The sequence below is a fragment of the Micromonospora sp. KC723 genome, from assembly GCF_004348595.1.
In the GTDB taxonomy this organism is placed as follows: domain Bacteria; phylum Actinomycetota; class Actinomycetes; order Mycobacteriales; family Micromonosporaceae; genus Micromonospora.
The window spans coordinates 24,029-35,118 of sequence record NZ_SMKD01000056.1 but is presented as its reverse complement, the minus strand read 5'-3'; the positions used below and the strand labels follow the sequence as shown (position 1 = coordinate 35,118).

Below are 11,090 nucleotides of genomic sequence, written 5' to 3'. Positions count from 1 at the left end.
GCGACGTCTGCGGTGTCGTCGCTGGAACCGTCGTCGACGACGATCACCTCGAACTGGTCGGCGGGCATCCGTTGCCGGGTCAGTGAATCCAGGGTGTGTCGCAGCAGTGCCGAACGGTTGTAGGTCGATACGACGACGGTGCATCTCGGCGCGTCGGACATGACTTCTCCCTGAGGACTCGGGGCACGGTTCGCGTCACGGCGCACGACGCGTGGGACGGGTGGCGTGGTTCCGGGGTCCGACGGCCGACCGCACCGCAGGCATCGTGGCACCGGATGGGTCATCCGGGCATCTCGGTGATTGCGCTGCCGGACATGTCCCGACCGGCTCATCCATCGAGTCCGAAGCGATCGACCTTAGACTATGGCCATCCATTCGAGGACAACTCGGTGTCCTGTGCCGGCGTTCTCGCACCAGATCGACGGAGGTTCGGATGTTCCTGATCGAGCGGCGTGACGTGGCGGAGCAAGTGGTGCTCTGCGAACGTCATGAGCGGGTACGTCAGGCGGAGCTGCCCGACCACCTGCGCGCGGCGATGGGCCGGTTGACGGAACTGGCCGAACAGCACGGTGGGGTGGCGGGCCCCACCTTCGTCGTCTACCGCAACGAGGAGTACGACCCGGAGAACCTCGCGGTGGAGACGTGCCTGCCGATCCACCAGGAGCCGGCGGGACCGGTGGCCGCGATGGTGCGTCGGGAGCCGGCGCACCATGAGGTGTTCGTACGGCTGACGAAGTCGCAGGCGGCCCCGCCGCAGGTTGGTGAGGCGTTCGCGGCGGTGGCGGACTACCTGGAGCAGCACGGGCTGGTGGAGGCGGACGCGGCACGCGAGGTGTACTTCACCGACTTCGTCGCGGCCGGCCCGGACGACCCGGTGATAGACGTCGCGTTCGTCGTCAAGTAGCCGACGGCGGTGTCGCTCCGCTTCCGCGTCCGCCGCGAGAAACGGTCGGGGGCTGGCTCCGCAGCCAGCCCCCGACCGTTTCCGGCGGCGGTGCCGCCACATCTCGTAGGGCCGACGGGACTCGAACCCGCACTGGTGCGGACCTAAACCGCATGCCTCCTGCCAGTTGGGCTACGGCCCCTCGCCGTGCACACCATCACCTTCAACGGTCACCGGGGCGACGGCGGGGTCGCCGGTGCCCGGCTGTCGGCGGGTGTCACAGCCTCCGCATCGTAGACCACATCCGGCGCGGTCGCGGACGGCGCCGGAGGTGGCCGGGGGTGACGCGCTCAGTCGAGCCCGAGGTCGCGGCGCAGTTTGGCGACGTGGCCGGTGGCTTTGACGTTGTAGAACGCGTGTTCGATCTTCCCGTCCGGGTCGATGACGAAGGTGGATCGGATCACCCCGGTCACCGTGCGGCCGTACATCTGCTTCTCGCCGTAGGCGCCGTACGCGGTGAGCACCGACTTGTCGGTGTCGGCGACCAGCGGGAAGGTGATCGCGTCACGCTCGCGGAACTTCGCCAGCTTCTCCGGCTTGTCGGGGGAGATCCCGACGACCTCGTAGCCGGCGGCCTGGAGGGAGGCGAGCGAGTCCCGGAAGTCGCAGGCCTGCTTGGTGCAGCCGGGGGTCATCGCGGCCGGGTAGGCGTACAGGATGACCCGGCGGCCGCGCAGGTCGGCCAGGGAGAGCGTCCCGCCGGTGTCGGTGGGCAGGGTGAGGTCGGGGGCGGGGTCGCCGGGGGTGAGGCGGTCGGGCGCGGTCATGGCCTCGACCCTACCGCCGGGCCCGGTCGACGACCGTGGGGTGACGCGCCGCGCGGACCGGCCACCACCGGGGGGCTCTTGCCACACCTTGGCAACAGCGACGGTGGGGAAATAGGCTCGGCGCGTGGAAACCCTGGCGATGCACATCTCGAACGGGATCATCAACGGTCCCGTGGCGGGGGTCTTCGCGGCCCTCGCCCTCGCCGCGCTGACCTTCTGTGTGCTGCGCGGCCGCCGTGACCTGGACGACCGGCTGGCCCCGATGGCCGGCCTCGTCGCCGCCTTCATCTTCGCCGTGCAGATGCTCAACTTCCCGATCCTCACCGCCGGGGTGAGTGGGCACCTGCTCGGTGGCGCGCTCGCCGCGCTGCTGGTCGGCCCGTGGGTGGGCGCGCTCTGCGTGGCGGTGGTGCTGGTCGTGCAGGCCCTGGTCTTCGGTGACGGGGGCGTCGCGATGCTGGGCCTGAACATCACCAACATGGCGTTGCTCGGCACCGCGGCGGCGTACCTGCTGATCGCCGGCCTGCTCCGGGTGCTGCCGCGCACCCCGCTCGGGCTGAGCGTCACCGCGTTCGTCTCCGCGCTGGTCAGCGTGGTCGTCGCGAGCCAGGGCTTCGTGTTCGAGTACTGGCTCGGCGGCACCACCGACCTCGGGGGCAACCTCGGCGGGTTGGCCGGCACGATGGCCGGCGTCCACCTGCTGATCGGTGTCGGCGAAGGCCTGATCACCGCGACCACCGTGGCCACCGTCGCGAAGGTCCGGCCCGATCTTGTGTACGCGCTGCGCGCGCTGAAGCCGGCCGCGCCGGCGCCCGTCCCGGCCGTCGGAGGTGTCCGGTGAGGACGCGTACCTGGGGTTTCGTCGCGGTCGGCCTGCTGGTCGCGCTGCTGCTGGCCGGCGTGGTCAGCAACTACGCCTCGTCCCACCCGGACGGTCTGGACTCCGCGTTGCTCAAGGGCTGCACGGTCGACGCCGAGGGGGAGATCACCGGCGGTTCCTGCCCGGCGCAGCGGGAGAAGGAGCACGAGGTGGGTGGCCCGCTCGCCGACTACGGGGTCGCCGGGATCGACAACGAGTTCCTCTCCACCGCGCTGTCCGGGGTGCTCGGGGTGCTGCTGACCTTCGTGGTCGGCGCCGGCGTCTTCTGGCTGCTGCGCCGGCGCGGTCCGGCCGGGCCCGACGACGCCGACGAGGCCGCGCGCGCCGACCGGCAGCCCGCCGGCACGGCCGGCTGAGCGGGGTACGCCGATGGGAGCCGGACACGCGCACGTGCTCTACCGGGAGGTGCCGTCCCCGGTGCACCGGCTCGCCCCCGAGGCGAAGATCACAGCGATGGTGCTGTTCACCATCGCCGTGGTGGCCACCCCGCGGGAGGCACTGTGGGCCTTCGCCGGGTACGCGGTGCTGGTCGCCCTCGTCGCCGCGCTGGGCCGGGTGGGCGCGCGCTGGCTGCTGCTGCGCTCGATGATCGAACTGCCGTTCGTGCTCTTCGCCTTCGCGCTGCCGTTCCTGGGCGCGGGCGAGCGGGTCGAGGTCGCCGGGCTGAGCCTGTCGGTCGACGGCCTGTACGGCGGGTGGAACATCGTCGCCAAGGGCACCCTGGGCGTGCTGGCGTCGCTGCTGCTGGCGGCGACCACCACCACCCGGGATCTGATCATCGGTCTGGACCGGCTGCGCTGCCCGCAGATCGTCACCCAGATCGCCACCTTCATGCTGCGCTACCTCGACGTGCTGGTGGGTGAGGCCCGGCGGATGCGGGTGGCCCGGGTGTCCCGGGGCGACGACCCGCGTTTCCTGTGGCAGCTGCGCGGATTCGCGGCCGGGGTGGGGGCGCTGTTCCTGCGCGCCTTCGAGCGCGGCGAGCGGGTCTACCTGGCGATGCTGTCCCGGGGTTACTCGGGGCGGATGCCGGCGGTCTGGCAGGGGGCGGGCGCGGCGACCGCCGGGCAGTGGCTGGCCGCGGCGACCGTGCCGGTGGCGGCGGTCTCCATCGCCGCCGCCGCCGTAGTCCTGACATGATCGGGTACGTGCAGACCGCTGTTTCCCTGGACGTCCGTGGCGTCCGGTACGCGTACCCGGACGGTCACGTCGCCCTGCACGGGGTGGACCTAACCGTGCCGCGCGGCGAGCGGGTGGCCCTGCTCGGCCCGAACGGAGCCGGCAAGACAACCCTGGTGTTGCACCTCAACGGCATCCTGACCCCCACGGAGGGCACGGTCAGCGTCGGTGGGCTGGCCGTGTCGGGGGACCGGGCCACCCTGGCCGAGATCCGCCGCCGGGTCGGGATCGTCTTCCAGGATCCGGACGACCAGCTCTTCCTGCCCACTGTCGCCGAGGACGTGGCGTTCGGCCCGGCGAACCTGGGGCTGCGCGGGGCGGAACTCGCCGAGCGGGTGGACGAGGCCCTCGACGCGGTGCGGATGGGCGCGCACCGGGACAGGGCTCCGCACCATCTGTCGTTCGGGCAGCGCCGCCGGGTGGCGGTCGCCACCGTGCTGGCCATGCGCCCGGAGGTCCTGGTGCTGGACGAGCCCTCGTCGAATCTGGATCCGGCGGCCCGGCGGGAGTTGGCGGAGATCCTGCGCGCGCTGCCGGTGACCCTGCTGATGGTCACCCACGACCTGCCGTACGCGGCCGAGCTGTGCCAGCGGTCGGTGATCCTGGACGCCGGCCGGATCGTGGCCGACGCCCCCACCGTCGACGTTCTCTCCGACGCGGAGCTGTTGGCCCGGCACCGCCTCGAACTGCCGTACGGTTTCAGCCCGCACTCGCTGCCCCGCCCCTGACCGGTTCCCGCCCGCCGGGTCCTCGTTCCGTCGAGCCGGTCGCCTCCGGCCGGTTGATCCATTCCGTCTGCCGCGAACGGCGGTGTCCGGGGTTCCCGACAGCGCGACACGTCGAGAGCGAGTGGACGACCGCCCGGGCGTCCGGCGGGGTCGGGCGGCGTCGTCGCCGTCCCTGGCGTAGGGGGACGGCCCGGTGGTCGCTGTCAGGCGGCGACGGGGGCGCGGGGGCCCGTGGCGGTCGCGGCGGCGCGGGCGGCGGCGTGCAGGCGGAGGACGCCGGCGCCGACGGCACCGACCCCCGTGACCAGCACCACCACGAGCAGCAGCCGGGCGTACTGGGCGGGCCAGGGGACCGGGGCCACCGCGCGGGAGAGCACCGCGAGGTTGGCGACGCCGACGAAGACCCCCAGGCAGGCGCCCGCCAGCGCCAGCGCGAAGTCGGCGGCGGGCCGGCGGGCCAGCGCGTAGCCGCCGGCCGCGACGGCGCCCAGCCCGGTCAGCAGCGCCCAGACCTGCCCGGTGAGCAGCCCGAGCAGCACTGCGCCGAGGCCGGTCGCGCCGGCGTCCAACTCCCGGCCGACCACCAGCGTGATCGCCGCCGCGCCGCCGAGGGCCAGCAGCGCCCCGACGGCCCGCAGCGCCTGGCTGCCGGCGACGGAGCCGGCCGGTGGCAGGCCGGCCGCGCCGACGAGCAGGAAGCCGAGGGTGGCGGCCACCCACCACGGGTACGCGTCCGGTGGCGGCACCCAGTCCAGGGTGCCGCGAACCTCGAGCTGCGCCGTGCCGTCGCGGACCGGGACGGCCCAGTCCCGGACCCGGTGCGCGCGGGTCGGGTCGGCGGCGGCCGGGGCCGGCACGCCGGTGTCCCGCCACTGGGTCCGCTGGTCGTGCCAGCGCACCCGGGGCTCGTCGGCGATCTTCCGCCACCGTGGCGGGGCGGCCGGGTCGGCCTCGGCCGGCAGGGTGGTGTCCCCGGCGAGGGTCCGGTTGAGGTACGTGGCGGGGGAGCGGCTGTTCTCGTACGCCCCGGCGGGCCCCACCCTCAGGTACGGCTCCCCGGAGTAGCCGATCACCTGGACGTCCCGCCCGGTGGCGTTGACCAGTTCCAGCCGGGCGCCCGCCTCGACGGCCCGTACGGTCAGGCCGGCGTGCGGCGGGGTGACACCGGTGACCCGGATGCGGTAGTCGGTGCCGTCGGGGGCGTCGGCGCCGTGCGCGGCGGCCGGGGCCGCGAGCGTGAGTACGGCGACGAGCCCGGCGCCGATGACCAGGCCGGCCCGGCGGAGCGGGGGCGGGATCACTTGCCGGCCGCCTCCACCGCCGCCCGGATGCCGGTCGGGGAGCGGTCCTCGACGTCCGCGCCGTTGACCTTGACGGTCGGGGTGCCGGTGACGTTGGCCCGGCTGGCCTCCTCGGTCACGTGTTCGGTCCACGCCCTGTACCTGCCGTCGGAGACGCAGGACCCGAAGTTGTCTCGGTTCAGCCCGACGCCGGCGCCGATGTCGATCAGCTCCTGGTCGCTGAGCCCGGCGCTGCCCTCCGGTGGCTGCCGCTCGAAGAGCGCGTCGGTGAACTCCTTGAACTTGCCGCCGTCGGCGGCGCAACCGGACGCGGCCGACGAGCGGGTGGAGTACTCGGTGGTGGAGAAGCGGTTGAGGTAGGCGACCGGGTGGAAGACCACCCGTGCCTTGCCCTCGGTGACCAGCTGGTTGAGCGTATCCCCGCTGAGCTGCTGGAACTGCTTACACGCCGGGCAGAGGTAGTCCTCGTAGAGGTCGATGGTGACCGGTCCGCTGCCGATGACGATGCCGGTGCCGGCGTCGTTGGCGCCCTTCGGGGCGGTGAACTCGTCGGTCCGCTGGCCGGCCCAGACACTCCAGCCGATCAGGCCGGCGATCACCAGGACCACGACCGCCCCGACCGACGTCCAGAGCGTCCGCTTGCGCCGCTTCTCCCGGGCCAGCTGCTCGCGAACCACCCGGGCCGCGTCCCGCTGCCCCTTGCGACTACTCATCGTCGTCCTCCACGCGCGCGTCGCCCGCCAACCAGCCGTCAACCGAGACGGGGGTGCGGGGCCAGATCAGCAGGAACCCGGCGAGCGCCAGGAATCCCAGGTCCCGGAGGATCTCCGGAAGGTAACTCGGGGACTGCCCGGCGGCGAGTTGCCCGCCGCTGCCGAAGCATCCGCAGTCGATGGCCAGGCCACGGATCCAGGCGGAGGCGATCCCGGTGACGAAGACCACCAGCAGCGCGGCGGAGACCCCGGCGGCGAGCCGGGTGGCCAGGCCGAGCAGCAGGATCACGCCGAGCGCCAACTCCACGAAGGGCAGCGCCGCGCCGATCGTGGTGGCCAGGTCGTACGGCATCACCTGGTAGGCGTTGACGGCACGGCCGGAGGCGGCCAGGTCGCCGACCTTGGTCGCGCCGGCGATCAGCCAGACCGCGGCCAGGCCGAGCCGCGCGGCGACGCCTAGCCAGGGACGGATGACGGGCCAGCGGATGGCTCCCGTGCGAGCAGCGGTCACGTTCATTGGTCGTTCCGTCCGGTCCCGAAGTTCCATGGTTCAGCCGGCCATCGCGTCGGCGACCGCGTCGATCAGGTCCTGCCGGGCCCGGGCCACCCTAGAGCGGATGGTGCCGACCGGCACCTGTTCCACGGCGGCGGCCTCGGCGTACGACAGGCCGAGCAGTTGGGTGAGGACGAACGCGCCACGCCGCTCGGCGGGGAGCCGACGGATCAGGTCGGTGGCGCCGAGCTGCCCGGCCGGGTCGGGGTGTGGGTGGCCGGTACGGGCGGCCGCGGCGAGGCGCTCGTCGAGGCGACGCCGCCGGAGCACGGCGCGCAGGTGGTCGGCGCAGACCCGGCGGGCGATGCCGAGCAGCCAGGTACGGGCACTGGAGCGTCCCTCGAAGCCGGACAGCGCCCGGAACGCCCGCAGATAGGTTTCCTGGCTGAGATCGTCGGCGCTGTCCGGGTCGACCAGGGCGGCTGCGAACCGCCACACCTCGGTCTGGGTGGCCCGGACGAAGGCCGCCTGGGCCGTGGGGTCGCCGTCCCGGGCGCTCAACGCCCACCGGGTGGCCGCGTCCGGCACGACGCCGTAGGCCGCGTGCGGGCGGCCGGCGGAGGTGTCGCGCGGGACGGGGATCACGACAGACCAGGCTACGCGCCGGGGCGGGCCGGAGCAGGGCCGTTGGACCCTTCCATGGCGTCGCTCACGTCGGGAACTTTCCGGCACCCCCGCCCGACTACCTGCTCATGAACTGCGACGACGTACGCGTGGCGCTGTCGGCGCGGCTGGACGGCGAGGACCCGCAGGCGCCGGACGCGGCGTTGGAGACGCACGTGTCGGCCTGTCCCGGCTGCCGCTCGTGGCTGTCCCGGGCTGAGCAGGTGACCCGGATCACCCGGCTCCGCCCGGTGCGGGTGCCGGACCTGACCGCCCGGGTGCTCGCCGCGGTCGCCGCCGACCCGGTGCTGGCCGCGCGCTCCCCGAACGCGATCCCCGCCGCGCGTCGTCAGGTGCTGCGGGTCGCGGTGGCGGTGGCCGCCGTGGCACAGTTCGCCATCGCGCTGCCGGTGCTGCTGACCGGGCTGGGCGTGGCCGCCGACCCGCACACCGGCCGGGAGATGGCCTCGTTCGACGTGGCCCTCGCGGTCGGCTTCGTGCTCGCCGCCTGGCGGCCGGAGCGGGCCCGGGCGTTCCTGCCGGTGGCGCTGGTGCTCGCGGTCTGCCTCGCCGTCACCAGCGTGCTGGACATCGCCAACTCGACGACGGCCCTGGTGCACGAGATCGGTCACCTGGCCGCCGTGGCGCAGGCGGGGCTGCTCTGGGCGCTGGGTCGGGTCGGCGGTGAGCCCGGCCAGCCGTGGTGGCGCGCCGTCGCGGTGGGCCGAGGGTGATTCGCCCGCCCGGATCCGCACACCCCCACCGCCCGGCCGGCCCGCCGGCCCGGTTGCGGCCGGCGCCCCACCGCGCACGATCGTCGGGCCGGGTCGCCGAACGGGCCTCGCGTCGGCGAGCATGGCCGTCATGAACGTCGTCGATCGCCGTTGGTCCGTACGGCTGGGCGCCGCCGCCGGCCTCCTGGTCACCCTCGTCGCGCTGCTGCTCGCCCCGGCGACGCCGGCCAGCGCCCACGCCGTGCTGGTGAGGAGCAGCCCGGCCGCCTCCGCGGTGGTGCCGGAGGCGCCGGCCGAGGTGGTGTTGACCTTCAGCGAGTCCGTCCGCAAGGTGACCGGCAAGATCCGGGTCATCGCGCCGGACGGTTCCCGTGCCGACCGGGGTGAGCCCGCCTTCCAGGGGGCGGTGGTGACCATCCCGGTGGACCGGGCCGGCCCGCGCGGCACCTACCTGGTGAGCTACCGGGTGATCTCCGCCGACAGCCACCCGGTCTCCGGCGCGTTCACCTACTCCGTCGGCGCGCCCTCGCCGCCGCCCACCGACGCCGGCACCGACAGCCGCGCCGACCCGGTGGTGGACGTCGGGGTCAAGGTGGTCAACTACCTCGGCTACGCGGGTCTGCTGCTGGTGGTCGGCGCCGCACTGGTGCTCGCCGCGCTCTGGCCGTACCGGCTCTCCCGGAGCGGCCCGGCCCGGCTGCTCTGGGCGGGCACCATCCTGCTGGGCGTCGCGACCCTGGCCGAGTTGTGGCTACAGGTGCCGTACACCGCCGGGGGCGGGTTGTTCGACGTCACCGGCGCCGCTCTCGACGAGGTGCTCGGCAGCACGTACGGCACGGCGCACCTGGTCCGGCTGGGGCTGCTCGCGGCGGCGGCGTTCCTGCTGCGTCCGCTGACCCGGGGGCCGGTCGGCCGCACCGACGGCATCATCCTGGCCGTGCTCGGCGCCGCGGCCCTGTTCACCTGGCCGCTGGCCGGGCACGCCGCGGCGTCGCCCGCGCCGGCCGTCTCGGTGCTGGTCGACGCGGTGCACCTGGGCAGCATGGCGGTCTGGTTGGGCGGCCTGGTGATGCTCGCCGGGTTCCTGCTGCGCCAGGCCGACGAGCGGGAACTCGGGGCGATCCTGCCGATCTGGTCGCGCTGGGCGGCGCTGGCGGTGGCGGCGCTGCTGCTGGCCGGGACCGTGCAGGGGCTGATCGAGGTGGGCAACCTCACCGCCCTGGTCGACACCACGTACGGGCGGCTGCTGCTCGCCAAGATCGTACTGTTCGCTCTGGTGATCGGGGTGGCGGCGTACTCCCGAACGCTGGTGCGCCGACGGACCGCGGCGGGCCGGCCGACGTCGGTGCGGCGGGCGGTCTGGGTGGAACTGGTGGTCACCGCGGTGATCCTCGGGGTGTCGGCCACCCTGGTCCAGACCACCCCGGCCCGGGTGGCCGCCGGTGAGGTGGCCGGGGCTGCCGGCAGCTACTTCTCCACCACGGTGACCAGTCCGATCTACTCGTTGCAGGTGGAGCTGGACCCGGCCGAGCGGGGCAACAACTCCCTGCACCTGTACGCGTACACGAAGGACAACCGGCCGCAGCGGGTGGTCGAGTGGCAGGCGACCGCGGCGCTGCCGGCGGCGGGGATCGAGCCGATCGAGATCCCGCTGCTGGCGTTGACCGACAGCCACGCGACGGGGGAGGTCAACTTCCCGGCGGCCGGTGAGTGGCAGCTGCGCTTCACCGTCCGCACGTCCGACATCGACCAGGCCACGGTGAACGTCACCGTGTCGATCAAGTAGACGAAAGGCTCTCACCAGATGATCCGTTTCCGGCGTACCGCAACCGCCGCCGCTCTCGCGCTCACCGCCGCCGCCACGGCGGTGCTCGGCTTCGCCGGGCCCGCCTCGGCGCACGTCACGGTCAACCCGAAGGAGGCCACCCAGGGCGGCTACGGCCGGTTCGCCTTCCGGGTGCCGAACGAGAGCGACACCGCCTCGACCAACAAGCTGGAGGTGGTGCTGCCGGAGAACGCCCCGGTCGGCTCGGTGTCGACGATGCCCGTGCCGGGGTGGACGGTCGCGGTGGAGAAGCGCAGGGTCGACCCGCCGATCGAGGTGCACGGCAGCCAGATCACCGAGGCGGTGGCGAAGCTGACCTGGACGGCCACCGGCGACGCGGCGGTCAAGCCGGGGCAGTTCCAGGAGTTCCCGGTCTCGATGGGGCCGCTGCCCCAGGTCGACCGGATGGTCTTCAAGGTGCTCCAGTCGTACACCGACGGCAACGTGCAGCGGTGGATCGAGGAGCCGGTCGCGGGCGCGCAGGAGCCGGAGAACCCGGCGCCGGTGCTGACCCTGACCGCCGCCTCGGCGTCGCCGTCGGCGGCGGCGGGCGCCCCGGCCGCCACCGTCGAGGCGGACGACGACGATGACGACTCCGCCGGTGCGGCGACCGGCCTGGGGGTCGCCGGCCTGGTGGCCGGGCTCGCCGGCCTGGTCCTCGGCGGGCTGGCGTTCGCCCGTACCCGGCGGCAGCCGGCTGCCGGCTCCCCGGAGAAGCCCGCCGTCTGAGTCGCGGCACCCGCGCCGGCCCGTCGGATCCGTCCGGCGGGCCGGTCGTCGTATCCCCTCGGACCTGCCGATATCCGCAGATCAAGGCGGTGCCGTCGGTAAGGTCGGCCGGGTACCCGGTCACCGAAGGAGACG

Annotated in this window: 14 protein-coding genes and 1 tRNA gene; 8 read left to right on the top strand and 7 right to left on the bottom strand. The window is 73.8% G+C overall.

Going from position 1 to position 11,090, the window contains the following annotated elements; genetic code table 11:
* Positions 1–161: glycosyltransferase family 2 protein (locus tag E1165_RS14900; RefSeq protein ID WP_132391824.1), on the bottom strand; the 161-nt coding region annotated here is incomplete at its 3' end.
* Positions 162–433: 272 nt separating this feature from the next.
* On the opposite strand from E1165_RS14900, the gene E1165_RS14895 reads away from it, so the two are divergent.
* Positions 434–904 carry a GyrI-like domain-containing protein gene (locus tag E1165_RS14895; RefSeq protein ID WP_132391822.1) on the top strand — a complete coding sequence of 157 codons (471 nt, stop codon included), beginning with the start codon at positions 434–436 and terminating at the stop codon, positions 902–904.
* A 106-nt stretch (positions 905–1,010) separates the two neighbouring features.
* On the opposite strand, the gene E1165_RS14890 is transcribed toward E1165_RS14895, so the two are convergent.
* Both E1165_RS14890 and bcp read right to left on the bottom strand, forming a co-directional pair.
* Positions 1,011–1,085, bottom strand: a tRNA-Leu gene (locus tag E1165_RS14890).
* Positions 1,086–1,233: 148 nt separating this feature from the next.
* Positions 1,234–1,710, bottom strand: a complete 477-nt coding sequence (gene bcp, locus E1165_RS14885; protein WP_132391820.1) for a thioredoxin-dependent thiol peroxidase — start codon at positions 1,708–1,710, stop codon at positions 1,234–1,236.
* A 124-nt stretch (positions 1,711–1,834) separates the two neighbouring features.
* On the opposite strand from bcp, the gene E1165_RS14880 reads away from it, so the two are divergent.
* The 4 genes from E1165_RS14880 to E1165_RS14865 are packed head-to-tail and all read left to right on the top strand — an operon-like array spanning position 1,835 to position 4,497.
* On the top strand, positions 1,835–2,551 hold the full coding sequence (locus E1165_RS14880; protein ID WP_132391818.1) for an energy-coupling factor ABC transporter permease: 717 nt from the start codon (positions 1,835–1,837) through the stop codon (positions 2,549–2,551).
* Positions 2,548–2,946: a PDGLE domain-containing protein gene (locus E1165_RS14875; protein WP_132391816.1), complete on the top strand. Its 399-nt coding sequence runs from the start codon at positions 2,548–2,550 to the stop codon at positions 2,944–2,946. The genes E1165_RS14880 and E1165_RS14875 overlap by 4 nt, the downstream gene beginning before the upstream one ends.
* Before the next feature lie 13 nt (positions 2,947–2,959).
* Complete coding sequence (gene cbiQ / locus E1165_RS14870) at positions 2,960–3,730, top strand: cobalt ECF transporter T component CbiQ (protein WP_132391814.1); 771 nt, start codon at positions 2,960–2,962, stop codon at positions 3,728–3,730.
* On the top strand, positions 3,727–4,497 hold the full coding sequence (locus tag E1165_RS14865) for an energy-coupling factor ABC transporter ATP-binding protein (RefSeq protein ID WP_132391812.1): 771 nt from the start codon (positions 3,727–3,729) through the stop codon (positions 4,495–4,497). Before cbiQ ends, E1165_RS14865 begins: the two co-directional genes overlap by 4 nt.
* Positions 4,498–4,700: 203 nt before the next feature.
* On the opposite strand, the gene E1165_RS14860 is transcribed toward E1165_RS14865, so the two are convergent.
* Genes E1165_RS14860 through E1165_RS14845 form a run of 4 tightly spaced genes read right to left on the bottom strand, consistent with a single transcriptional unit; the run spans position 4,701 to position 7,649 of the window.
* Positions 4,701–5,798 (bottom strand): hypothetical protein, encoded by a 1,098-nt coding sequence (locus E1165_RS14860; protein WP_243704777.1) that lies wholly within the window; start codon positions 5,796–5,798, stop codon positions 4,701–4,703.
* Entirely contained in the window at positions 5,795–6,511 is a 717-nt protein-coding gene (locus E1165_RS14855) for a thioredoxin domain-containing protein (protein WP_132391810.1), read from the bottom strand. Before E1165_RS14855 ends, E1165_RS14860 begins: the two co-directional genes overlap by 4 nt.
* Complete coding sequence (locus E1165_RS14850; protein ID WP_132391808.1) at positions 6,504–7,028, bottom strand: MauE/DoxX family redox-associated membrane protein; 525 nt, start codon at positions 7,026–7,028, stop codon at positions 6,504–6,506. Before E1165_RS14850 ends, E1165_RS14855 begins: the two co-directional genes overlap by 8 nt.
* Before the next feature lie 33 nt (positions 7,029–7,061).
* On the bottom strand, positions 7,062–7,649 hold the full coding sequence (locus tag E1165_RS14845; RefSeq protein WP_132391806.1) for a sigma-70 family RNA polymerase sigma factor: 588 nt from the start codon (positions 7,647–7,649) through the stop codon (positions 7,062–7,064).
* 107 nt (positions 7,650–7,756) lie between these two features.
* Here E1165_RS14845 and E1165_RS14840 point away from each other — a divergent pair, with 107 nt between their 5' ends.
* The 3 genes from E1165_RS14840 (at position 7,757) to E1165_RS14830 (ending at position 10,955) form a co-directional block, all read left to right on the top strand.
* Positions 7,757–8,401, top strand: a complete 645-nt coding sequence (locus E1165_RS14840) for a zf-HC2 domain-containing protein (protein WP_132391804.1) — start codon at positions 7,757–7,759, stop codon at positions 8,399–8,401.
* A gap of 121 nt (positions 8,402–8,522) precedes the next feature.
* Positions 8,523–10,187, top strand: coding sequence for a copper resistance CopC/CopD family protein (locus E1165_RS14835; protein ID WP_132391802.1), 1,665 nt, complete (start codon positions 8,523–8,525; stop codon positions 10,185–10,187).
* An 18-nt stretch (positions 10,188–10,205) separates the two neighbouring features.
* The gene (locus E1165_RS14830; RefSeq protein ID WP_132391800.1) at positions 10,206–10,955 is read left to right on the top strand and encodes a YcnI family protein; all 750 of its coding nucleotides are present in this window, start codon (positions 10,206–10,208) and stop codon (positions 10,953–10,955) included.
* Positions 10,956–11,090 lie beyond the last annotated feature (135 nt).